The organism is Vibrio sp. B1Z05, assembly GCF_052955985.1.
In genome coordinates, this window is record NZ_CP130464.1 from 79,625 (window position 1) to 103,317 (window position 23,693).

Consider the following 23,693-nt stretch of genomic DNA (forward strand, 5'->3'; position numbering starts at 1 on the left):
AACCTATGTCTCGTTCTATGGGACGCAAACGTTTTTGGTTTCAAAAACTGCGTATTCAAACTAGCTCAAAATTTAAAAAAGTCAGCTAATTAATCGTTATTAGTCTGTTGTAAAAAATGTGGACTCAAGCCGTTTTCGTGATCCAGAACGCTTTGAGTTAATATTTCAGTTTCACTTCTCGTCTATTTTCTATTTCAAACAATTCCCCGTCGTTATTTATAAGCATTTTAGTGCTTATCAAATTATTAGTTATGCGTAAATCCCTTGAATTCATTGGCGTCAGGTATTAATTTAGCTGCCATCAGTAAATCCAAAGAAGAATGACCAATGACTACAGAAAACAATCAAAGTCAGCCATGGGCACAGCCTATGCCACAACAGCAATTTGAGTTCATGTCTAAAGTACTTTCTGCTCCTTCACCAATCGGTTTTGAAGCGGCAATGAGCTACGGCGTGATCAAACCAGAATTTGAATCTTTCATGCCACAAGGCTGGGGTATTCATCAATTTAAAGGCAGCGCGAGCATTGTTTTCGATTCTCATCTAGGTCGTGATGATCTAACTAGCGTTATGATCGTGGGTCACGCTGATAAAATCCGCATGCAAGTTCGTAAAATTGATGCGGATGGTAAAGTGTGGATCAACACCGATTCTTTCTTGCCAACCACATTGATTGGTCATGAAGTACAAGTTTTCTGTCAAGATCCTGAAAATCTTGGATCTTACAAAACGATCAAAGGCGCAACCGTTGAAGCGCTTGGCGCTATTCACTTCTCTACTCCTGCGCAACGTAGCGGTACTCAGGGCATTAAACCTGAATCTATCTACCTAGAGCTACAAATGCATGGTGAAGACCGTAAGGCGCAAGTAGAAGCACTAGGACTACGAGTGGGCGACCCAATCTTGCTAGATCGCCCTATCAAACGTGGCGTAGCGGCAGACACTTTCTACGGTGCTTACCTTGATAACGGCCTAGGCTGTTTCTCAGTGACTGAGATTGCGCGTACTTTAGCGGCAGAAGGTCTAGATAACGTTCGCGTTCTTTATACTATTGCAACTCATGAAGAGATTGGTCGCTTTGGTTCAACACAAGTTGTGGGCGAGCTAAAACCTGACATCTTGATTGCAACCGACGTTAATCACGATTACGAAGCGGCGCCTGGCATTGGCAGTCGCAACATGAACCCATTGAAAATGGGCGCAGGCTTTACCATTGGACGCGGCTCAGTATCATCTGAATACTTAGTGCAAACTATGGATGCTCTATGTCGTGAAAAAGGCATTCCATGCCAACTAGACTTCTCTGGCCGTGATATGGGTACAGACGGCATGGCGGCGGCGCTTGCAGGCGTAGACAGCGCGGCAATCACTATTGGTTATCCTATCCGTAATATGCACACTTCATCAGAATCTGCGCATACAGGCGATTTGCTAGCCTCTATCGAAGCGATCACTGAGCTACTTCGTCACTTCAATAGCATGAATGAAGGCAAAGGCATTCGCCAAGATGATCTGAAAAACAGCCATATCCGATTAGATACTCTTTAATCGAGAGCGCTGCTTCATCATCGATAATAAATAGATCAACGCTCGAATGATATTCGAGCGTTTTTACCTTCTATAAGCCAGTCAATACCCCTCTAGGTTCAGAATTTGTCGCTATTTCTGACAATTTGATCGTAGAGGATGATCAACCCTTTTTGACCTTGTATACTCTGGCTTGAAAGATCTTAAATGAGACAAGGGAATAACAATGCCTAAGGCAAGTGAAATCAAAAAAAGTGCTGCAATTGAGCACAACGGTAAAGTGTACTTCGTTAAAGAAATTAACAAACTAACGCCAAGTGGTCGTGCTGGAGCAAGCCTATACCGCATGCGTATGTATGACGTAGCGACAGGTGCTAAAGCCGATGAAAGCTTTAAAGCCGATGAAATCATTAACCTTGCTGATTTCAGCCGTCACCCATCGACTTTCTCATACGTTGATGGCGATGAATATGTGTTCATGGACAGCGAAGATTACACCCCATACAGCTTCAATAAAGAAAGCATTGAAGAAGAACTGCAATTCGTTAACGAAGAGACACAAGGTCTGTTTGTACTGCTCGTTGACGGTAGCCCAGTGGCACTTGAGCTTCCTTCAGTAGTGGAATTGGAAATTGTAGAAACTGACCCTTCAATCAAAGGTGCATCAGCAGCAGCGCGTACTAAGCCTGCAACACTGACTACAGGCCTTATTATTCAGGTTCCTGAATACATTGCTGGCGGTGAGAAGGTTCGTGTGAACACTTCTGACAAAGCATTTATGGGTCGTGCTGACAAATAAATCTCTATTAAAGGTATTTTCTGTTTAGCAGAATTAGCTTTAATACGAAAACGCAGTTGCTGTAAGGCGCTGCGTTTTTTTGATCTTAAACGAGACGAAAAGGGTAAAACAACTTATGCACTGTGGTGCAAATGTGCAAGAGCAACGCTATATTTATGAATAACTGTTAAATTTGTTGCGATGATGTTTATTTGGTGTGAGACTGATTTGCGAGACCTACATTTTAATAAGCTCGGATGAACCGTATTTACTGCGATTGCTTTTAGGTAGGGGCACTATTTTACGGAGTTGTATATGTATAAATCACTGCAAATTGCTATATCGAATATCTCTATATCTCAACTATCTATATCTCAACTATCCATAGCTACCGCACTTGCTGTGAGTCCTATTGCTGCGCACTCAACCGAGGGCGAAGCAAGCACTTACATTGTGAATGGCACGCCCATTTCCGTACAAATGTACCCGTCGTTTGCCAGCGTATATTTTGATCAGCTTGATACATCAGGTCTGTATCAAAACTATTGTGGCGGCACTATCCTCGACCAATATCATATCTTGACGGCCGCTCACTGTGTGGAAGGGGATTCTTACTACTACACCTACACTTCGGTTGCGCCGCAGTTGCAAAATGAACAGCAAGTCAAAAGCACAGTCGGCCTACTGCCTAAGGTGGATTTAATTCGAGCCAGTGAGTTTTATTATCCGAGCACTTTCATTGATAGCGCGAACTTAAGTTGGCCGGATGATATCGCTATTATCAAGCTGGAACAGCCGATGTCGGTATCGGCTTCCGACTATACTCGGTTAGCCTCACTAGCCGATGCCAGTGTTTATAACTTAGTGGGCACTGAAATGGTCTCCATTGGGCACGGTTATACTCGTTCAAATAGCGATAACGATAATATCTTGCAAGGGGTGACACAAAGGATACTGTCTAGCTCAGCCTGTGATTCGGCCAATATCAGTGATAAACAACTGTGTTTGCAAGGTGATATTGACCTAGACTCTCAACTGCGCAATTCCACCTGTGGTGGCGATTCTGGTGGCCCGTTGTTTTGGTATAACGGCAGTGAGTATATTCAAGTCGGAATTACCAGTTTTGGCCCTTCGCAATGCGGCGATCCAAGTGCTGATTATTCGTCAGCGTACACCGAAGTTGCAGAGTATCGAGATTGGATTGATAGTGTATTAGCTGGGCGAGAAACGCCGCAAACCGTGGTTACGGAATTTGATCGAGAAAACTACACCCCAGAAGATGAATCAGCCTCGAGTTTGTTAGAAGAGTCGGGTGGGACGCTGTCTTGGGGTTGGTTACTCACCCTGCTCGTTGGCCGACGATTGCTACAAAATAAGCAACGCAGCTAAAGTGATAAAGCACGCTAGATTAGCGTGCTTATGAGTTTTTAGCGTCGACTGTACAATTAGAAAATGTACTCGAATTTTGCTGCGCCATGCTGTTGGTAGAGCGTGCTTCTTGAGCCATATCGTACAAACCATTCATTGAGAAGCCGACAATTACACCTAAGATAACAAATTGTATTGGCTTTATATTCATACGTCCCTCAAATATCTATCGCCTAGTTACAAGTAATCAGTTACTAGCAATCAGTTACGACCAATCCTATTCTGATACGAACTGGCAGAACACAATTGCTATAATCGTAGACTCAAATGCGCAAGCACGCAAAAATCACAACATTATTTTTATTTAAAGCAAACATCGGCCCAGCGAGCGAGCCCTGCGGTGACTGAACCAAAATAGTTACCACTGACAATAGGGATATTCGGCAGTACCGATTTTACGGCGTTTTGCAGTGTTGTAGAACGTGCAGATCCGCCCGTCATAAATACCACATCGGGGGTAATTTGAGATTGATTTACCGCTTCGAGCACCAGTTTAGTGATTTTTTCTTGTGGCACCTTGATGGCTTCTTCCATTTCGCGCTGTAGCACTGGCACTTCAATAATTTCGGATAGCAGTTTGATTTGTGCTTGATAATGATCGGCTTCAGACAGGGCGATTTTGGTTTTTTCTGCCTCAGAAACAATGCTGTAGCCAAGCGCACCTTGATGGACTTCGATCATGCGTGCCAGTTTGGCAGGATCAACCGCTTCACGTTGCAATTGTTTAAGCACGGGCAGATTCTCTTTGGCGTAAAACTCTCGCTGTGCTTGCACGTTGTTAATCAAGATAGAATGCCAAAACTGACTGATAGGTAGTTCTAACCCAGAAAGCTTACGCCCACCTTTACCCAGCTCAGTCATAAACTGTTTATAGGCAATATGGATATCCAAATCATTGCCACCCACAAGTTGACCCGTATGTCCAAGCAGGGGTTGCTTGCGATCGCTTTTACCAAGCCAATCTGGCCCCATTTGAATCATTGAACAGTCGGTGGTGCCACCGCCGATATCCACCACCAACACGTTTTTGTTCTCAGTTAAGGTGCTTTCGTAATCAAGCCCCGCTGCAACAGGTTCAAATTGAAACTCAATGTTTTTAAAGCCCGCTCGGGTTGCGGCGCGCAGTAAGATATCTTGAGCTTGTTGGTTGGACTTTTCTCCGCCTCGCCCCAAAAAGTTAACCGGACGCCCGATAACCGTATCGGTGATGGAGCGCTCAAGAGAGGTTTCTGCTTGAGATTTGATGTTCTCCATCATGGCACACACCAAATCTTCAAAGAATGCGAGTTGCACCTCTTTTAAACCATGAGCGCCAAGAAAGGATTTTGGTGATTTGATGTAGTAAACATCTTTTGGCTCTTGCAAATAGAGGTCGAGCGCAGCCTGACCAAACAAGATATCTTCTTCCATCACGTCTATCCCTTCTTCTAGGTTGCTACGGATAGCACGCTTTAAGATAGCTTCACCATGCTCGGTGATTGGACGGATATTTTTACGACGAAACAGATACTCAGATATGGATTCTGAGGTGGGTGCACATAGAGTTGATGAAATGTATTTCTGATTGTTGTCCAATGGAATATGAACGGCTTGGTTATCGATAATGTGTGCGACTGAGCAGTTTGCTGTGCCGTAGTCAAAGCCGATTGCCATAATGTTCTCCAAAGGTCTATTTTCTAGAAAGGGGCGCAATTAAACACTGTTTCGACGGATAGGGTCAAGAAAATCACACAATTAATAAAAGCGTAATTTGTTAGCACAGGGAAAAATGATATTTATCTAGCATCTTAAAGATGACAGTCTGAGGTCTAGAGAAGGATATTTGCTGGCTTTATATAAAAATTTGTAGTGTAAATAAGCAGATAGATGAGATCTTTATTGCATCAAATGCTAGCAATCTCTAAGATAGCGGCCATTTATTGCAAATAATACCGCTTCTCATTTGCGTTTGTGTCACAATTTTGACTTTTAAGGGCGAGTTGTGCAGGTATTTTCGTAAACAATGGGGTGAGATCAAAGTGTTTCTACGACAGGTATTATTATATAACTCCAGTGAATAATCGTACTGAGCGTTTGTCTCAAAATGTATTTCCGTATTCAATACAAGCTAAATCAAAGATTTAATGAGAACCTTATGAACCACAATATAATGCGAGTTCTGTTAATAACGGGCTTATCTATGCTCAGTTCGCTCGTTTTCGCTTCTTCGCAGGCCACATTACAAAAGTCGCAAAAAATAGAGGCTCAAATCACTAACAGTGCGGCGAATAGCCAAAAAAAGGTGCTCAAAAGCAGTGAGCAGGCCATTCAACTGGAAGCGGATATTGCCTCTCTTAAACGCGAAGTGCACAACCTTGAGGTCTATCATCAGCACCTTAATGGTTTGATAGCTAGCCAAACTGAAGAGTTAGCCAGTTACGATTCTCAAATCTCAAAAATTGATGATACGCGCCAGAGCATTGTGCCTTTGATGTATGAAATGTTGGCAGGCCTTGAAGGCATCAGTGCCAATGACCGTCCTATCCGAACAGAGGCGCGCGCGAAGCGACTGGCTAGCCTGCAACATATGATGACGCAAGCGGACATCAGTGACGCAGAAAAATATCGCCGCATTTTGGAAGCCTACCAAATTGAAATGGATTACGGCACTAAGATGGGAGCCTATACAGGCGCGATTCAATTTGCAGGTAAATCCATGATTGTTGAGCAGTTATACCTAGGGCGCATCTCTTTGGTGGCACGTTCTAACGATCGCCAAAGATATTGGGCATGGGATGCTAATCAAAAAGTGTGGCTTGAGCAAAATAGCAGTGTTGGACATGACATTGACAAAGCCTTTGATATTGCCGCCAAGCAAGCCTCGCCGTCGCTACTTGAATTACCTGTATCGTTAACCCAAGGCCAGGAGAAGTAATCAATGAAACACTACCTAGCCATAATGACACTGAGTGTGGCGATGCTATTGAGCGCGGCGCCAAGTTATGCCAACCAAAGCCTGCTTAATCAAACCACGCAAGCCAAAGCCGCTGAGCAAAAAGCCAATAAACAGCGTGAAGGCGAGTTTGCCGCTACAGAAGCCAAGCTGAAACGCGAGCTAAAAGCCTTGCAAGCCAAGCGCAATAAACTCAATCAAGAGATTGAAACGCTCAGTGATACCTTCCAAAATAATGAACAAACACTGGCCGATAAAGAGAAGCAACTGACATTAGCCACCGGCAGTTTAGGTGAGATCTTTGGCGTGGTCCGTCAAGCAGCTAAAGATGTACAAATGGAACAGCAGCGCTCAGTGGCCTCGATTGGTTTAGAGAGTGATGTTGCTTTGGTGTCGGGCATTATCGATGCGAAATCCATTCCGGCAAAAGATGAGTTGTATGGTTTGTGGCGCTCTTATGCTCGCCAAATACAAGCCAGCGCTCAGGTGACGCGGGTGACGATCCCTTATGTGAACCAAGCTGGTGAAATTTCCCACAAACAAGTGCTGCGCATGGGCGCATTTGCGTTGGCGGATGAAAATGGCTATTTGGTTTGGGATGCCGCTCAGCAGATGGCGACCCGTTACAGCGTTCAGCCTGAGCATCCGCTCCTGTCGAGCATGGACCTTAGCAGTGGCACGCCAACGATTGCCGTTGATGCCACTCGTGGGGCGTTACTCGATCAACTGGCCAATAATCCAACTTTATTGCAACGCATTGAGCAGGGCGGCATTGTTGGTAAAATCATTATTGGTTTGCTATTGATTGGTTTGCTTATTGGTGTGTACCGCGCACTTGTTTTGATTTCTATTAAGTCGAAAATATCGAAACAGCTCAAACAGACAGATAATCCAACCTCAAATAACCCGCTAGGTCGCGTTATCTTGGTCCATCAAGAGGATAAAAGCCCCACTATTGAAGCCCTTGAACTGCGTCTACTGGAAGCGGTTATGGATGAGCAAGAGAATTTAGACAAAGGCATTTCTACCGTTAAGCTCTTGGCCGCTATTGCGCCAATGCTAGGACTATTGGGCACGGTAACGGGCATGATTGATACCTTCCAAACCATTACTCAATTTGGCAACGCCGATCCTCGTATTATGGCAGGCGGTATTTCTATGGCATTGATAACAACGGTGCTTGGCCTTATTGCGGCTATGCCATTGCTATTGGTACACAACATGCTGTCTAGTTTGTCAGAAGGCATTCGCAATATCATTGAGAAGCAAGGTGTGGGCCTAGTTGCCAAAAGAGCTGAGCAAGCCCAGCAAAGAAAACTCGCTCAATCTGATGCGCAAGGTGCTAGCCAAGAGGTTAGCGCGTAATGAGCGACGTATTGGCATTTTGGACTACCTTAATGGATCTCCCCATTTACGGCTCTATTGAGCAGTTGATGTTTCGAGGTGGCCCCGTTTTATGGTGGCTTGCCTTTGTGATGCTGTTTTTTTGGGTATTGGTGCTCGATAGGGTGATGTACTTTGTATGGGTGTTTCCCAAGTATCAACAGCAATGGGTCTCAAAGTGGCAACAGCGCAGTGACCGCCATTCATGGTTTGCCTTGTCGCAACGAGAAGCTTGGCTATCGGAATCAGAACTTAATTTGAATAAGTCATTGTCGCTAATGAAAGTGTTGATCTCTTTATTCCCTATGCTTGGATTATTAGGGACAGTGACTGGCATGATTTCCGTCTTTGATGTGATGGCCGCGCAAGGCAATAGTGAGCCGCGCTTAATGGCCGCTGGCATCTCAATGGCGACCATCCCCACTATGGCGGGCATGGTAGCTGCGCTGGTGAGCATGTTTATTTATTCCAGATTGTGTGGGCTTGCAGAGCGTAAGCAATTGCATTTAGAACGCTTGTTACGCACCCACACCGGTTAGCCAAATGCTAACCCAGTTTTTAAAGGTTTATTAAAATGAGATTAGGACGACGTCGCCAGCGCAATGATGAAGCGCAAGTGGATATGACCTCGATGCTAGACATCGTATTTATCATGTTGATCTTCTTTATTGTGACCAGCTCTTTTGTGCGTGAGTCAGGGGTGGAAGTGAACCGCCCGCAAGCGGCCAATGCCACTAGCCAGCAAGATGCCGGCATTTTTATCGCAATTACCGACAATAACTTGGTTTATATCGACAAACGTTTAATCGATATAGAGCGCGTGCAAGCAACGCTAGAGAACTTACTTATCGACAAACCGGATGCATCAGTGGTGATTCAGGCTGATAAATTTGCCTTTAATGGCACTGTGGTGAAAGTGATGGATGGCGTAAAAGGTGCAGGTATCGAGAAAATTGCCCTTGCCACTGTGGCGAAATAGAGACGGTTGATGAAACGATTATTGATCGCTTTGCCGATGGCACTATTACTGACATTTTTTGTATTTGGCTTTATGACTTGGTTGGTCAACTTAGGCAAAAGCCCTTTGCCTGAACAGCAGTCAATCGTGCGCTTTGATATCTTACAAGTAGAGCAAGATAGCCACTCCCAAAGGCGACAGCGCCAGTTGCCAGAGCCCCCACAAACGCCGACTAAACCCCCGGAAATAAAGACCAGTCACTCTAGTCAGGTTTCGGATACACCTTTTACTATGCAAAAGTTTGAGTTGCCGTTAGTGGCGGTGGATACTGCGGTGTCAGGGTTGGCGATTGCTAATCCGGGGCCGGTGAGTATTGGACAAAACCAACAAGTCATGCCATTACAACGAATTGAACCTCGCTATCCTGCTCGAGCATTGAGCCGTAAAATAGAAGGCTATGTGGTGATGAGCTTTACCATTAATGATCGCGGCCGACCGACTGATATTAAGATTGTAGATAGCAAACCAAAACGTATTTTCGACCGAGAAGCGATGCGCGCATTACAGCGCTGGAAGTATCAACCGCTGGTGGTTAACGGCAAAGCGATAGCGCAAAAAGGGCAAACCTTGAAGTTGGAGTTTAGATTGCAAAAATGAAGCACTTACTATTGGCTCTAACCCTAATGATTAGCCTAATAGGGGGCACAGTTCAAGCACAAACGTTAAGTCGTAATGTGGCTACTCGCGTGTATCAAGCCTATGAATTGCAAAGCAATGATCACAATGACAAAGCGATTAAAATTTTACAGAATATCTCAACGAGCCGCGTCTACGACACCTCTGTCGTACAAAGAATGCTCGGCATTTTGTATTGGCAACAAAAGCAAACCCATCTGGCAGAAAAGGCGCTTTTTAAAGCTGTAGAAGCTAATGGGTTACCAGTAGAACAGCATCTCGAAACCTTGCGTATGCTTGCCGATATTCAGCTCTCTAATGGTCACACTCGCTCTGCAATCAAGACTTATCATGAGATCATCGCGCAAAATAATACGCATAAAATTATTGCCATCAACGCCATCCAACAAGTGTGGCTGCGCATCGCACAAGGCAACTATCAGTTGCAGCAGTGGCAACCCGTGATTGATGCAACTAACAAATATGTCGCATTGGGCGGAGCCCCTCAAGTGTCCGTGTTAAATTTACGTTTAGGGGCAGAGCTGTCACTACAAAAATGGCATAGTGCACTTAAAACCACATTGGCCTTACGTGGGTTAGAGCCTGATATTGCTCGCTGGTGGGTGCAGACCATTAATTTGTATTTGCAAACAGAAAACTACCCACAAGCATTGGCCGCAATGAAGCAGTATCAACGAGCAGGTTTTACCTTAACTGAAGCTCAACGCCGCATGATGGCGCAATTGTATTCCAAGCAAAATGTCCCTCTTAAAGCAGCTGAAGTTTTTCACGCATTAAACAAAGCAGACAACACCCAAGCAAAAGATCTCGCCATAGAAGCGCAATATTGGCAACAAGCCAGAGCTTGGGACAAATCATTAAAAGCTTGGGCAAGAGCCACTGCAAAAGACAGTAAATATCGCTGGTCCTATATCCAATTATTAATGCAAAATAAACAATACAAAACCGCATTAACTCAACTGAAAAAACAAAAAACCAGCTCAAGAACTGAGCTCACCAGCGTTGAGGCCTACTACCGCCTAGGCGACATCCCCAACGCCCTACGCCACGCCCAAAAAGCAAACCAAATAAACTCAACCCCCTCAACAATCAATTGGGTCAAATACTTAACCCAATTAAGCGGGGTCAGGTCTTGAAATTTGCATTCTAGAATAAAATATCGCACCATTCTGCCATTATCACTTTGCTCACTAGAGAAAATACACATGAACAATGATGCAGACATTATTACCACGTTAGAAGAGCTTGAAGCGTTTTTAGTTGCGGTTGAAAATGGTGGCTTTAGCCTAACCAATGTGGCTGGACTGGCTTTAGCAACTAGCAATAAAGATGGTCGCCGTTTTGTTGCGGTGCTTGATGACAACCATCAGCTTCTACTTTCTCGTTGGGTCACAGAAGATGTATTTCAAAATGGCCAAGATCTTGTAAGAAGAGGTCCAACACGTCACTAATCTAATCGGGGTCAGGTCTTGAAATTTGCAGGCTAGATTTTATCTAGCCTGCAAATTTCAAGACCTGACCCCATTTTCTGCCCCTATTTCCTTACTTGGTAAGGCGAGGAATATCCTCTTTTAGAATAGTGAATACAGCTAGGTGTTTGCGTTGATTTCCAGCAACATAGCGTATTTGTAGGCCATTGTTTTTAGTAGACCCATCTAGCGTAGTTAAAACTGTTTCGGGTACATCAATACTGATTAGATCGTGTTCATTTGGACGTTGATTTAATGCATGAGATAACCATGCAGTAAGATCATTGTCTCCTGATACTTCGATTTGATAGTTAAGTGTATCGTCCCATAAATCAGTATTCGTCAAGTTAAACGAAATATTAATGCCATCGTTTTCACCTTCCGCGATGGTGATATCTTTGAATTGAGCGTGATTGATCAAGCTTTCTTGCTCAGAATCATAACTTGGTGTCGATAGTGTAAATGTTGCTTTATACCATAAGTGGTCTGAGACAAAATCACGTTCTTCGTATGTCGGTTCTCCATGTTCGTCGACATGCATTCCAGAGTGTTTTTCATCCCATTGATAAGTATCGTCTTCACCATGAGGTCCAGGGAAATAAGTGTTAATTCTTGGCCCAATTAATGAGGCATCTACCAACTCAATATCTTCAGCGTTCGCATTGTAGTAAATGAAATCAATACGATCACGGTCGTCTAATCCTCGACCACATTCATTGACGTATGATGCACCTTGTGTCCAGCTATCATTTATATGGAATGGCCAAGTTGCTCCCATATTGGTTGTTGGATCAGGATAGAGATGACGATAGCTGTCGGTATATCCTGCATCCAGAATGCGTCTATGAGTCATAAAGTCATGAACCGTTCCTTTTCGATCATACATATTGGCTGTATCTTCAGTCCAATCTAGTCCAGAGGCTTCATTTAAGTCTCCACCGAAAATGATAACTGCATTATTTTCAAGGTAAGGGGATAGCTGTTCAAGCATGTAACTAGCTTGACGTGGGCGGTATGATTGAAGATTTAATGCATCAAGATCTTCTTGACTGGTGATCGGGAGACAGCCGGCATGAGCTTGCCATGTTATACCGTTACCACCTCTTGCATCGTAAGTGATATAGCGTGTGTAATCTAAGTGATTTGAAAAGACAATAACGTCACGTCCATTAACATCAAGGACAGCACCAATATTTCCACCGTATTCATTATGAGCATCAATGGTATTTTTTATAGGATGCTTAGACAAGATTCCAACACTTCCAACACTATTATTTCCATGGTAATAGTGCATACCAAGTCGCTCTGCCATTCTTGCTGTTATTCCAGTCGCTTCTTGGAAAAAGATAATGTCTGCATTGGCATGTTGAAGTTCTTTTACAGCAACCTCGAACGAACTAGTATCATTGAAATCTCGATATAAATTTTGCCACATATTGGCAGATACTATGTTTAAAGTAGTAGTGTAACTTTCTGGAGGAGTGATCTCAGGAGCCGATGTATTGCTGTTATCGTTGCTGTCGTTACACCCAACTAGTAGAGCGGATAATAGAAGGGGGACGTACAGTTTATTGTTCATGATGATGCCTTTACAAAGAGAGTGAATTCAGGCACTGATATTAATCATGCAATATGACGGCAATAACGATTCTTCGGTTAGATTAATTTAGCTTTAGGTATAGATTTTATTAAATGCTACGTCATTAATTAGTCACATATTGGCTCATCACTATAGTCCTTGGTAAAAATTATGCGATTTTCCAAAATTAATTAAATTATCTTAATTAGTTAAAAAATTTGCCTCACTTATCGTATCTTGATAAGTTCCGTTTTATAGGTGTTTCACTAATCTAATTGGGGTCAGGTCTTGAAATTTGCATGGCTTGCTTGAGCAAGCCATGCAAATTTCAAGACCTGACCCCCTAGGGAAAAACAATGGCAAGAACAGCGCATGCGCTTCATATATTGGTGAAGCATAAAGATAAAGCTGATGACATCATGGCTCAGCTTAAAAAAGGCAAGAAATTTTCAGAATTAGCACGCAAGTACTCCACTTGTCCTTCGGGGAAAAAAGGGGGCGATCTGGGCGAGTTTAAAAAAGGTCAGATGGTGCCTCAGTTTGATAAAGTGGTTTTCACCGCCGAAACAATTACACCGCATCTGGTGAAGACAAAATTCGGTTGGCACATTGTGAAGGTGCTTTGGCGCACCTAGAACTTAGATGCTTAAATAGCGAGGCATTTCTATGCACGGAAAAGCAGAATATTGAGTTCTGCTTTTTTATTTTTTGCGCGTATCACTCTACTGTTCAGTTTGCTTATAGAAGGTAGAAGCAAGCTTACGCAAGCCTTCTTATCTTCGTTATCGCTTATTCAGTCACTGCAATAAAGGGATCAGAAGTCGCTCTGAAAATGCTTGATGATAAGGCGTTTTTGTCAATAAGCCTTTATTTTAAAATCAAAAATTGCAAATCCATTATTAAGTATTTTTTGACTAGCGAGTATGATGCTTTTATTCCGATTGGAATTTCTATTTTTCAAATATTAGGTTCATATTACTAATTTATTGCTGCGTTTCTAATGGTTTGAGAGGCGCTGCAGACAGGATAAAACAATGACTCACATCACCACCAAAGATTATGTGTACGCCATGAGTAAAGACAACGTTGCCGTTGCACATGTACAACAAAATCAAACATTCTCTGTTGATACCTTCGATTGCTTTCGTAACCAAATGGAAGGGGTTGGCTATATTCTCGAAGAGATTGATTTTGCAAAGGTAAACCCAGCTACAGGCCCAGTATTTATTGAAGGCGCGGAAGTAGGGGATGTGCTTGCCATTACTATTCATGATATTGAGTTGGCAGCAATGGGCTCTATGGTGTCCTCTGATCTATTTGGTAGCCTTTCACATAAGCTTTCTGGTTCGATTGTACAACCTGTTGAGATCATCGGTGAAAGCGCACAGATTGCGCCAAATCTTGCTGTGCCATTGTCTCCTATGGTAGGTGTGATTGGCACTGCGCCAAAAGAGGGTGCAATTGCCTGTGGTAGCCCTGGTGAGCATGGTGGCAATATGGATACTAAAGAGATTAAGAAAGGATCTATCGTGTATTTACCGGTAAATCATGCCGGGGGATTGCTATCTCTTGGTGATTTGCATGCCGCAATGGGTGATGGTGAGCTTTCTGGAACGGGCGTTGAGATTTCAGGTAAAGTCACACTTTCTGTTGAGGTATTAAAGCAATCACAATTGCCGACACCTTCGGTATTAAATGGCGAACTGTTTACCTTTATCGCATCTGATCCAGATCTTGATAAAGCGGCGACGGCAGCCGTTGAAAAGACTCATCAATATCTTATTTCTGAACATCAACTCGATGAGCATGTTGCGTGTCGCTGGATGAGCGTGGGCGCGGACTTAGGTGTGTCGCAGATAGTGAATCCATTAAAAACGGCGAAAGTAACGGTCAACCTATCTTGGCTTAAATAGTATTCTCTAGGGGGCGGTTCTCTGGGGGTCAGGTCTTGAAATTTGCATGGATTGCGTGAGCAAGCCATGCAAATTTCAAGACCTGACCCCCTTCTTTTATGCCAACTAAAAGAAAAAAGATAAGCATGGCCTAAAGAGCCACGCTTATCTTTAGTTTAGCTGCGGGGGAGAGCAGCTTATCCTTTGGTTAATTGATCAGGTTTCATGGCCTGATTCACATCGTTGGTCATTACGAAGTGCAATTCGCCTCCTGCTTTCATCTGAGAGAAATCAAAGGTGAAGTTTTTATGCAGAGGTTTACCGTTAATGGTAACTGACTTGATGTATTTGTTTTGCGCACTGTTATTTTCAGCAGTAATGGTGAATACACCATCGCCCATTGGTACTTGTACCTTATCAAAGATAGGGCGTGCGACCGTTAATACAGGGTCAGAACCACTGACTTGATACAATCCCATTGCTGACATGACATACCAAGCCGACATTTGACCAACATCTTCGTTACCCGCAATATCACCACGGTGTGGTCCATACAGGGTTCGCTGAATTTGGTCGACAACTTCTTGTGTGTGCCAAGGTTCGCTAGTCCAGTTATATAGGAATGGAATATGGTGAGATGGCTCATTACCAAACGCCACTTGCCCAATCATACCGGTCATATCTGCGGTCTTAGTACATTCAGATTCGTCTTTGCTGTCACAGGTATTTGAGAACACTTCTTTAAGGTTACTCAAGAAGTCATCGTTTCCGCCCATCACTTGTTTTAAGCCTTCGACATCTTGCGGCACAAACCAAGTCCATTGCCATGCTGTACCTTCGGTATAGTCACCGGTTTCATGAACGGTTTGATATGGATGGAATACGCCGTCATCAGAGGTCGCCCATTCGCCTTCTGACCAAATTGGACGCATGAAGCCCGTCATATTGTATTTTTCTTTCCAGTTTTCATCTGGATTGTCGGCGTTAGAGGCATTCCAATATTTATGCCAGTATTGCGAGCGACGTTGGTAGGTTTTGACGACGTCATCTTTGTGGGCGGCTTTGGCAATATTCACAATCGCGTGGTCAAAGTTAGCCATTTCTAAGCCGTAAGAGACCGATTCATTATTGCCGTGGTCGTGCCCTTTAGCGGGTACAAAGCCACATAAGGAATCTTTGGCGGAGGCTAATGGGTCACATTCAGTGGTTTCAGGCGTACCATCGGCCATTAAACTACCATCAACAAATTGCAGGTTGGTTTTCTGCACTTTGTCGTAGTTTTCCCAGCCATAATCTTTCACATCATTTTCACTCTTATAAACAGATGAGCGCAGTGCGGCTTCAAGAGCGGTTTGTTTTTCTTGATCGGTAAATTGGTCAGGGAATTTAGTAATAGCATCCGCTAAAACGGCGACAGCAGGGTAGGCCACCATAGTGCCGGTGTAATCTCCATGCAATTCCCATTTAGGTAAGATGCCACCCTCTTGATATTTACGAATCAAGTCTTTGGCCAATTCCACCGCATGTTTAGGCTCTAGAATTGTTTTTAGCGGGTGTAGGGCGCGGAAGGTATCCCATAGAGAGTAAACACTAAAGACTGGTGAATCTTGCGGTGCTTGTTTGACTTCGGCAGAGTTACCTCGGCTCATGGTGCGATATTGCCCGTCCGTATCTTGGTAGATATGTGGTGCAACATTGGTATGGTATAGCGCAGTATAGAAGGTGACTAATTGATCTTTAGTGCCACCTACCACTTTGGTTTCATTCAGTTTTTTGTTCCACTCAGCTTTGGTATATTCTCTGGCTTCATCAAAAGAGCGAGTGGCATCTTTATCGAAGTTGTTCTCAGCACCTTCAGGGCTAGTGTAAGAAATAGCCACTTTGGCATTTATGACATGATCTTTTACGGAGTCAGGTGAGGTGTTGAAATCCAGAACCAGCGCACCATCTTCAGCCCACTCATCTTCTTTGTGATAAACAGGGTTATCAACAAAATCGTGGTCAAATTGAACGTAAAAATAGACAGTTTGTTCTATGGTACCAAATGAACGGAAAGTTTGTTGCACCCGAACTGTACGATTATCCACTACTTCATAATGGTTGTAGGCATAATCTTTATTAAATGCGTTTAATACTAAGCTGACTTTTTTATTAGCCCCATCTTCAAATGTATATTTATGATAACCAATACGTTCGGTAGCGGTTAATTTTACATCAATATTACCTTCTTTAAGTTTGACATGGTAATAGCCAGGAGAAGCTTCTTCAGTTGTTTTATTTAGGTGCGGGCGATAACTCTCAATTTTTGTACCATCTGGCATACTTTCATTGGTAAATGGCAGCATTTGGAAGTTAGATAAACCATTGATACCAGTACCACTTAACGCTGTGTGTCCAAAGCCAATCAAAGTATCAAACTTATCGTGATAACCTGAACACTCCGCCCACCAATCGGTTCCCATATCATCGGTGACAGGTGTCATTTGAATCATCCCATTTGGCGCAATTGCACCAGGGAAAGTGTGCCCTGTTTTAGCTGTTCCGATGAAAGGGTCAACATATTGAGTGAGGTCTGTCGCGGGTAAAATCTCTGGAGTGGTTGTTTTTGAAGCATTTATCACACTCCAATTTTCAGTAGCTTGGGTAGTTTTGACGGGTAGTTGTTCAGTGGCAGACTTCGCTGTATGTTCTGCGACCTTGTCATTACTATCATCATTACAAGCGGTTAATCCACCAAGAGCGACTACGATGGATAATGAGAGCAAGCTGAGATTATGTTTCACTGTATTTCCTTTGTTTATTTTATATTAGGAATATTATTTTTAATAAGATAATACAAATGGATATTTATTCTAAATAACCGTATTTAATGAATATTAAGATAGATAATTATGATTAATATAAATATTTAAACTTGTTTGTATTACATTACAATGGTCTTACAAATCAATTGGTTGCACTTTATTGGTTATTTTCTTGTGGGTTTGAATTTGCCGTTAAAGTATTTTTTATTGACTAATTAAACTGTGATTAATATCCCATGAAAGTTTAATTTCTCATGAAATGTAACATTCCATTTTTACGAGCACCTTCAAATTTAATTATGTGACTAATTCGTCATTTTAATTATCTGTTTTCCAATAATTTAAAAAGCAATTCCTACCTACACGAAAAAATAATAAGGACTACCCTATGCTCGAAGAGTTAATAAATGTAGAGCTAATCAATGTAAATATTGTCTCTAAAAATAAACAAGACCTCTTCAAGGAACTCGCTGCACCACTACTGAAAGAGTCGAGAATTAAAGATTTAGATGTATTTCTTAAAGGAATTGAAACTCGAGAAGCACAGTGTACAACGACAACTGATGGAATTGCGTATCCCCATTGTAAAAGTGAAACCGTTATTTCGCCTGCTATTTCTGTAGGCATAGCCCCTGACGGTATCGAATATGGTCAAGACGATGATGAGCCTCAACCAAAAGTCTTCTTTATGATTGCGTCTCCGGCAGACAGTGATTACCACATCGAAATATTGAAGGCACTATTCGTTAAATTTGAACCTGAATTTGTAACTAACTTGTGTAATGCAAAATCCTCACAAGATGCACTAAATATAATAAAAAAGGACTAATATCGTGACTACTCAAACTTTTTCCCGTCTGAAAGGACATTTATTATTTGGTACCTCCCACATGCTCCCATTCATCGTGGCTGGTGGGGTGTTATTATCCATTGCGGTAATGTTATCTGGTAAAGGGGCTGTGCCTGACAGTGGTATTTTGGCCGATATATCGACGATAGGTATTAAAGGATTAGTTCTATTCCCTATTATTCTTGGTGGTTACATTGCGTACTCTTTAGCGGACAAACCTGCTCTTGCTCCAGCGATGATTGCTTCTGGTTTAATGTCTGATATTGGTGGTGGTTTCTTAGGGTGTATCGTGACAGGTTTCATTGCCGGTTATGTAGTAAGACAGCTTAAAAAGATCCCAATACCGGCCAATATGAAGGCATTAGGTGGTTTCTTCCTATACCCTCTAGTAGGTACGTTAATCACCTCAGGTATCGTATTGTGGGGTATTGGTGAGCCAATCAAACTGGGTATGGGCGCGATGAACGCAGGCCTTACTAGCATGGCTGGCGCAGGTAAAGTGGCTCTTGGTGCATTGCTTGGTGGTATGACTGCATTTGATATGGGCGGTCCGGTAAACAAAGTAGCAACTCTATTTGCACAAACTCAAGTAGGTACTCAACCTTGGTTGATGGGTGGCGTTGCAATCGCTATCTGTACTCCACCACTAGGTATGGCTCTTGCGACTTTCTTGTTCCCTAAAAAATTCAACTCTGATGAAAAAGAAGCGGGTAAAGCGGCTATCATCATGGGTTCAATTGGTATCTCTGAAGGTGCGATTCCATTTGCTGCCAACGATCCATTGCGTGTGCTACCAGCAATCGTCGCCGGTGGTATCGTAGGTAACGTGATAGGTTTCATGGCCGATGTATTGTGTCATGCTCCGTGGGGTGGATTGATTGTACTACCTGTTGTTGAAGGCCGTACCTCTTACCTAATCGGTATTATTGCAGGCTCACTAACGACGGCGTTAATTGTTGGTTTGTGGAAACCTGTGGTCACTGAAGATAATGAAACGGTTAAAGATTCTACAACAGCTCCAAGCGCAGCCCTCCCTGCAGGTAACTCAACAGGCTACCCTGATATTGTAGCGGTATCTTGTTGCCCATCAGGTGTAGCGCATACCTTTATGGCTGCAGCTGCTCTAGAAAAAGCGGCTAAAGCGGCGGGCATTAATATTAAAGTTGAAACTCAAGGCCAAGATGGTATTCAAAACCGTATTACTGCTGACGATATTAAACATGCTAGGAAAGTGATTTTAGCGCACGATATCCAAGTGAAAGAGTCTGAACGTTTTGCAAGCTTAGAAACGGTAGAATGTTCAACTAAAGACGCTATTAAGAACGCTGCAGGTTTATTTGCTTAGGTTTTGACCTTAATAACCTTCAAATTACGCGTCCAATATTGAAAGTTATTATTTAAAATCTGTATTGTTCTTGTGGGAAGAAAGCTTAGGCTATCTTCCCATTTTTTATTATCCTGCCTCTATGACACCTATCGACATAAATGACTCATCCACTTAGTGGTATTTCTAATAAGCTTAGTCATTATCTAAAATATAATAATGCCAACTAATTGCTATTCTATTGATTTAATATAGTAGTCACTAGAACTACTTTATCTATGCATGATTTCCCCGCCTAGTACTTGCCAGAGTTATATAAGGTTTCTTTAGATGTGTAATGAGAAGTGACATCATAGAGAGTCATTCAATCTTCGAATATTTCGTGGCCAAACAAACCTATTATTTTCATTCATATACCAATTACAGTTATCCAGTATTTTAACAAGCTAGTCTGATCCGTTAACTACTAGGATAGATATCCCTATCTAAGTGTGTAGTTCTGTATGAGAGTCGATCATCTGGAATTGATGTAGAGGCTTAGCTGTTGACTAAAATCACTTGAGGATAGGGTGTAACAGATACTGCGTTATTACTATTTAGCAATGTGTGTTTAAAGATGCTCTTCGAACTTAATCCTAAATTGATACCAATCGTACTAAATAACTGGTCATTCTAGCTTGTTAAAATGCTCGATAACGGCGTTAGAATTTTTGATTGTAGAATAACTACTTATCGAAAAATTCTGCCTTATTCTCGAGCATTTTTCCTGCGCTAGCTCTGATCACTTACTTAGTGTGATTGGTATGACTCATAGGCTGGTGCTAATTTTGCAAGAGCATCGTTCATTTCTAGCTATCACCTTGGATCTCTATGCACATAATGTTGGCTGAGTTCATTTAGTGCACTCCACCAAAATTTAATCCGTTTGTTTTCGCCTATCCACATACTATCGATGGGTTCTGTTCAACCATCGCCGTTAATACCTAACGTAAGGGTTAACCTGCGTTTGTCTTAGCAGGTCTTGTCTCCACAATGTAGCTGAGATAAACGATAGGGTAGATGGTATTAATACGGCATAGATTGGCATTCTATTATGCCTTCTATTACTGTCTTTGTGAGGCATGATACTTGGCTAGGTGAGGCGCCTTTGCATTGCGAGAATTCTTTGCTTTGAGCGGGAATGTTTTTGCTTGTTAAGATACTCATCAATCTCTGCATATATGTTGTAGCACTTTGTTTTAATGGTTCAATATTTTACAGTTGAAATAGGACTAAAGGGTATCGAGAGCAAAAATGATAGAACAATTGGGATTGATATTTAATGAAAGGAAATAAAAAAGCTTGGCTCCGAAGAGCCAAGCTGTATTTGTGACGCTATTTTTGCATTGTTAGCCTGAAGTGGTATTAGCTTTTCGCTAATTGCTCAGGTTTCATTGCTTGGTTTATATCATCCGTCATTACAAAGTGAAGCTCACCGCCTGCTTTCAAATCAGTGAAATCGAAGGTAAAGTCTTTATTTAATGGCTTACCGTTGATAGTCGCTGATTTAATGTATTTATTGGTATCGCTGTTGTTGTCTGCGGTAATAGTAAATACCCCATCTTGCATTGGGATTTGTACTTTATCGAACAGAGGTCGCGCTAGGGTAAATACAGGATCAGAGCCACTGACTTGATAGAAGCCCATCGCTGACATGATATACCACGCCGACATTTGACCTTCATCTTCGTTACCCGCCATGTCATCACGAGCCGTGCCATACAAGGTGTGCTGAATTTTATCGACCACCTCTTGAGTGTGCCAAGGTTCAGATGTCCAGTTGTATAGGAACGGAATATGATGCGAAGGTTCATTACCAAAGGCAACTTGTCCTAGCATACCCGTCATATCGGCGGTTGTAGTACATTGCGCAGGGTCATCGCTTGCACATTTATTGGTGAAGACTTCGTTTAGGTTACTCAAGAAGGCATCATTACCCCCCATAGTGGCTTTTAGACCGTCAACATCTTGCGGTACAAACCAAGTCCATTGCCATGCGGTACCTTCGGTGTAATCGCCGGTACCGTGGTTAGTTTTATATGGATGGAATTCGCCATCATCAGAGGTAGACCATTCGCCATTAGACCATACTGGACGCATGAAGCCCGTCATGTGGTATTTTTCTTGCCAGTTTTCACTTGGGTTATCAGGGTTAGAGGCGTTCCAATATTTATGCCAGTACTGAGAGCGTAGCTCGAAGGTTTTAGCAATATCATCACGGTGTACTGCGTTGGCTATCATCACTACTGCATGGTCAAAGTTGGCCATTTCTAAGCCGTATGAGACGGACTCATTTTGACCATTTTGCTCACCTTTAGCAGGAACGAAGCCACATAGAGACTCTTTTGCTGAAGCCAATGGGTCACATTGAGTATTGGTTGGTTCGCCTAAGCTGTTACGTGATCCATCCACATATTTTAAGTTATCTTTTTGTACCCCATCGTAAACTTTCCAACCTGGATCAGTATTAGAAACTTGTGCGTAGCTCTTGAAGTGTGTAGAGCGCATAGCCGCTGCTAAAGCGGTTTGTTTTTCTTGTTCGCTAAATTGGTCTGGGAACTTGGTGATGGCATCGGCGATCACCGCAACCGCTGGGTAGCCCACCATAGTACCGCTGTAGTCACCGTGAAGTTCCCATTTTGGTAGAAGGCCACCTTCTTGGTATTTTCTAAGGAGATCTTTAGCTAATTCAACCGCGTGTTGTGGTTCAATAATAGTTTTTAGTGGATGCAATGCACGGAATGTATCCCACAATGAATAGACACTATAAACTTTAGAGTTAGGGTCTGTTGCAGTTTTAACAAAATTTTGGTCCCCGCGAGTCATACTGCGATATTGTCCGTCAGCATCTTGGAAAATATGCGGTGCCATATTGGTGTGGTATAGCGCTGTATAGAAGGTTGTTAGGTTCTCAGGTGTACCACCTTCTACTTTGATTTCATTCAGTTTTTTATTCCACAAGCCTTTGTTATAAGCACGGGCTTCATCGAATGTACGAGTACCTTCGATATCGAAGTTTTCCTCTGCACCTTGCGGGCCAGTATATGATATCCCCACTCTGGCATTGATTTGGTGAACACTAGGGTCACCACTAAAATCAAGCAATAACACGCCGTTTTTATCTTGGCTCCATGATGAGGTTGATGGGATGTCATGGAATTCTGGATTTGGTTTAAAGTTATGGTCAAATTTCACATAGAAATAAGTTGATTGATGTAAGGTAAAGAATGAGGCAATTGTTTGTTTGATGCGTATGGTTCGATTATCAATAATTTCATAGTCAACGGAGTTGAATTGTTTATTGTATCGGTCAAAAACGAAGCTGACTTTTGGCTTAGCAGCATCTGGGAAGGTGTATTTATGATAACCAACACGCTCAGTAGCGGTAAGTTGCACATCAATATTACCTTCTTGAATTTTAACGTGGTAATAACCCGGAGTGGCTTCTTCAGTCGATTTATCTAGATGGGGGCGATAAGTCTCAATTTTAGAACCACTAGGCATGCTTTCGGTGGTATACGGTAACATTTGGAATTCGTTTAAACCGCCAATACCTGTACCGCTAAGAGCAGTATGACCAAAGCCTAGAATTGCTGTGAAATCAGTATGATAACCTGAGCATCGCGTCCACCAATCAACGCCTTCATCGTCAACAATCGGAGTCATTTGTATCATCCCATTGGGGGTTACGGCGCCTGGGTGCGTGTGCCCGGTGCCACCTGTGCCAATAAAAGGGTCTACATATTGAGTAAGATCTTCAAGTTGTCTAGGTTGAGCTGCAGTGAGAAGTTGTTGTTGCTCAACTTTTTGTGCCGGGGTTGGTGTTGTTTGTTCTACTGTTGGCGTCGTTTTTTCAGCATTGCTTGCGGTTTTATCACTATTATCATTACATGCGGTCAAGCCGCCCAATGCCACTATGATGGACAATGAGAGTAAACTAAAGTTATGTTTCACAGTAACTTCCTTTTATTAATTGTAGGAGATATTATTTTTTATTATTATTTAGTAGAACATAAATATGTTCTAACTGAATG

Annotated in this window: 19 protein-coding genes; 14 read left to right on the forward strand and 5 right to left on the reverse strand. The window is 42.6% G+C overall.

Annotated elements, in window-relative coordinates; genetic code table 11:
• Nucleotides 1-327 precede the first annotated feature (327 nt).
• From QV280_RS13330 to QV280_RS13340, 3 genes are all read left to right on the forward strand, one after another.
• Nucleotides 328-1,548, forward strand: a complete 1,221-nt coding sequence (locus QV280_RS13330) for a M20/M25/M40 family metallo-hydrolase (RefSeq protein ID WP_152820320.1) — start codon at nucleotides 328-330, stop codon at nucleotides 1,546-1,548.
• 205 nt (nucleotides 1,549-1,753) lie between these two features.
• A complete protein-coding gene (efpL, locus tag QV280_RS13335; RefSeq protein ID WP_023403317.1) occupies nucleotides 1,754-2,326 on the forward strand; it encodes an elongation factor P-like protein EfpL in 573 nt (190 codons plus the stop codon).
• A 294-nt stretch (nucleotides 2,327-2,620) separates the two neighbouring features.
• Entirely contained in the window at nucleotides 2,621-3,694 is a 1,074-nt protein-coding gene (locus tag QV280_RS13340; RefSeq protein ID WP_152820322.1) for a S1 family peptidase, read from the forward strand.
• Nucleotides 3,695-3,722: 28 nt separating this feature from the next.
• On the opposite strand, the gene QV280_RS13345 is transcribed toward QV280_RS13340, so the two are convergent.
• Complete coding sequence (locus QV280_RS13345; protein WP_172972804.1) at nucleotides 3,723-3,884, reverse strand: hypothetical protein; 162 nt, start codon at nucleotides 3,882-3,884, stop codon at nucleotides 3,723-3,725.
• A 149-nt stretch (nucleotides 3,885-4,033) separates the two neighbouring features.
• Nucleotides 4,034-5,386 carry a molecular chaperone gene (gene yegD / locus QV280_RS13350; RefSeq protein ID WP_152820324.1) on the reverse strand — a complete coding sequence of 451 codons (1,353 nt, stop codon included), beginning with the start codon at nucleotides 5,384-5,386 and terminating at the stop codon, nucleotides 4,034-4,036.
• 481 nt (nucleotides 5,387-5,867) lie between these two features.
• Here yegD and QV280_RS13355 point away from each other — a divergent pair, with 481 nt between their 5' ends.
• The 7 genes from QV280_RS13355 to QV280_RS13385 all read left to right on the forward strand — a co-directional run bounded on the left by QV280_RS13355 (nucleotide 5,868) and on the right by QV280_RS13385 (nucleotide 11,153).
• Complete coding sequence (locus tag QV280_RS13355; protein WP_152820326.1) at nucleotides 5,868-6,647, forward strand: DUF3450 domain-containing protein; 780 nt, start codon at nucleotides 5,868-5,870, stop codon at nucleotides 6,645-6,647.
• 3 nt (nucleotides 6,648-6,650) lie between these two features.
• Entirely contained in the window at nucleotides 6,651-8,030 is a 1,380-nt protein-coding gene (locus tag QV280_RS13360; RefSeq protein WP_152820328.1) for a MotA/TolQ/ExbB proton channel family protein, read from the forward strand.
• Nucleotides 8,030-8,587 (forward strand): MotA/TolQ/ExbB proton channel family protein, encoded by a 558-nt coding sequence (locus QV280_RS13365; protein ID WP_152820330.1) that lies wholly within the window; start codon nucleotides 8,030-8,032, stop codon nucleotides 8,585-8,587. The genes QV280_RS13360 and QV280_RS13365 overlap by 1 nt, the downstream gene beginning before the upstream one ends.
• A gap of 35 nt (nucleotides 8,588-8,622) precedes the next feature.
• The gene (locus tag QV280_RS13370) at nucleotides 8,623-9,027 is read left to right on the forward strand and encodes an ExbD/TolR family protein (protein WP_152820332.1); all 405 of its coding nucleotides are present in this window, start codon (nucleotides 8,623-8,625) and stop codon (nucleotides 9,025-9,027) included.
• A 9-nt stretch (nucleotides 9,028-9,036) separates the two neighbouring features.
• Nucleotides 9,037-9,663, forward strand: coding sequence for an energy transducer TonB (locus tag QV280_RS13375; protein ID WP_152820334.1), 627 nt, complete (start codon nucleotides 9,037-9,039; stop codon nucleotides 9,661-9,663).
• Complete coding sequence (locus tag QV280_RS13380) at nucleotides 9,660-10,838, forward strand: tetratricopeptide repeat protein (protein WP_152820336.1); 1,179 nt, start codon at nucleotides 9,660-9,662, stop codon at nucleotides 10,836-10,838. The genes QV280_RS13375 and QV280_RS13380 overlap by 4 nt, the downstream gene beginning before the upstream one ends.
• Before the next feature lie 69 nt (nucleotides 10,839-10,907).
• Nucleotides 10,908-11,153, forward strand: coding sequence for a hypothetical protein (locus tag QV280_RS13385; protein WP_021714543.1), 246 nt, complete (start codon nucleotides 10,908-10,910; stop codon nucleotides 11,151-11,153).
• Nucleotides 11,154-11,244: 91 nt separating this feature from the next.
• On the opposite strand, the gene QV280_RS13390 is transcribed toward QV280_RS13385, so the two are convergent.
• Nucleotides 11,245-12,750, reverse strand: a complete 1,506-nt coding sequence (locus tag QV280_RS13390) for an endonuclease/exonuclease/phosphatase family protein (protein ID WP_152820338.1) — start codon at nucleotides 12,748-12,750, stop codon at nucleotides 11,245-11,247.
• Between the two features lie 356 nt (nucleotides 12,751-13,106).
• Here QV280_RS13390 and QV280_RS13395 point away from each other — a divergent pair, with 356 nt between their 5' ends.
• Entirely contained in the window at nucleotides 13,107-13,385 is a 279-nt protein-coding gene (locus QV280_RS13395) for a peptidylprolyl isomerase (RefSeq protein ID WP_152820340.1), read from the forward strand.
• Between the two features lie 399 nt (nucleotides 13,386-13,784).
• Entirely contained in the window at nucleotides 13,785-14,663 is an 879-nt protein-coding gene (locus QV280_RS13400; protein ID WP_152820342.1) for an acetamidase/formamidase family protein, read from the forward strand.
• A gap of 176 nt (nucleotides 14,664-14,839) precedes the next feature.
• Here QV280_RS13400 and QV280_RS13405 read toward each other — a convergent pair whose 3' ends face one another.
• Nucleotides 14,840-17,425, reverse strand: a complete 2,586-nt coding sequence (locus tag QV280_RS13405; RefSeq protein ID WP_152820344.1) for a GH92 family glycosyl hydrolase — start codon at nucleotides 17,423-17,425, stop codon at nucleotides 14,840-14,842.
• Between the two features lie 409 nt (nucleotides 17,426-17,834).
• Between QV280_RS13405 and QV280_RS13410 the strand changes: the two genes are divergently transcribed.
• Both QV280_RS13410 and QV280_RS13415 read left to right on the forward strand, forming a co-directional pair.
• The gene (locus QV280_RS13410) at nucleotides 17,835-18,275 is read left to right on the forward strand and encodes a PTS sugar transporter subunit IIA (RefSeq protein ID WP_152820346.1); all 441 of its coding nucleotides are present in this window, start codon (nucleotides 17,835-17,837) and stop codon (nucleotides 18,273-18,275) included.
• 1 nt (nucleotide 18,276) lies between these two features.
• Nucleotides 18,277-19,641, forward strand: coding sequence for a fructose-specific PTS transporter subunit EIIC (locus QV280_RS13415; RefSeq protein ID WP_367869574.1), 1,365 nt, complete (start codon nucleotides 18,277-18,279; stop codon nucleotides 19,639-19,641).
• A 1,383-nt stretch (nucleotides 19,642-21,024) separates the two neighbouring features.
• Here QV280_RS13415 and QV280_RS13420 read toward each other — a convergent pair.
• Complete coding sequence (locus QV280_RS13420) at nucleotides 21,025-23,613, reverse strand: GH92 family glycosyl hydrolase (RefSeq protein WP_152820348.1); 2,589 nt, start codon at nucleotides 23,611-23,613, stop codon at nucleotides 21,025-21,027.
• Nucleotides 23,614-23,693: the final 80 nt, after the last annotated feature.

Coding starts and splice junctions, on each gene's coding strand:
- QV280_RS13330 (WP_152820320.1), top strand. CDS start 328: ATGACTACAGAAAACAATCAAAGTCAGCCATGGGCACAGCCTATGCCA.
- QV280_RS13355 (WP_152820326.1), top strand. CDS start 5,868: ATGAACCACAATATAATGCGAGTTCTGTTAATAACGGGCTTATCTATG.
- QV280_RS13395 (WP_152820340.1), top strand. CDS start 13,107: ATGGCAAGAACAGCGCATGCGCTTCATATATTGGTGAAGCATAAAGAT.
- QV280_RS13375 (WP_152820334.1), top strand. CDS start 9,037: ATGAAACGATTATTGATCGCTTTGCCGATGGCACTATTACTGACATTT.
- QV280_RS13345 (WP_172972804.1), bottom strand. CDS start 3,884: ATGAATATAAAGCCAATACAATTTGTTATCTTAGGTGTAATTGTCGGC.
- efpL (WP_023403317.1), top strand. CDS start 1,754: ATGCCTAAGGCAAGTGAAATCAAAAAAAGTGCTGCAATTGAGCACAAC.
- QV280_RS13370 (WP_152820332.1), top strand. CDS start 8,623: ATGAGATTAGGACGACGTCGCCAGCGCAATGATGAAGCGCAAGTGGAT.
- yegD (WP_152820324.1), bottom strand. CDS start 5,386: ATGGCAATCGGCTTTGACTACGGCACAGCAAACTGCTCAGTCGCACAC.
- QV280_RS13390 (WP_152820338.1), bottom strand. CDS start 12,750: ATGAACAATAAACTGTACGTCCCCCTTCTATTATCCGCTCTACTAGTT.
- QV280_RS13400 (WP_152820342.1), top strand. CDS start 13,785: ATGACTCACATCACCACCAAAGATTATGTGTACGCCATGAGTAAAGAC.
- QV280_RS13380 (WP_152820336.1), top strand. CDS start 9,660: ATGAAGCACTTACTATTGGCTCTAACCCTAATGATTAGCCTAATAGGG.
- QV280_RS13340 (WP_152820322.1), top strand. CDS start 2,621: ATGTATAAATCACTGCAAATTGCTATATCGAATATCTCTATATCTCAA.
- QV280_RS13360 (WP_152820328.1), top strand. CDS start 6,651: ATGAAACACTACCTAGCCATAATGACACTGAGTGTGGCGATGCTATTG.
- QV280_RS13365 (WP_152820330.1), top strand. CDS start 8,030: ATGAGCGACGTATTGGCATTTTGGACTACCTTAATGGATCTCCCCATT.
- QV280_RS13385 (WP_021714543.1), top strand. CDS start 10,908: ATGAACAATGATGCAGACATTATTACCACGTTAGAAGAGCTTGAAGCG.
- QV280_RS13410 (WP_152820346.1), top strand. CDS start 17,835: ATGCTCGAAGAGTTAATAAATGTAGAGCTAATCAATGTAAATATTGTC.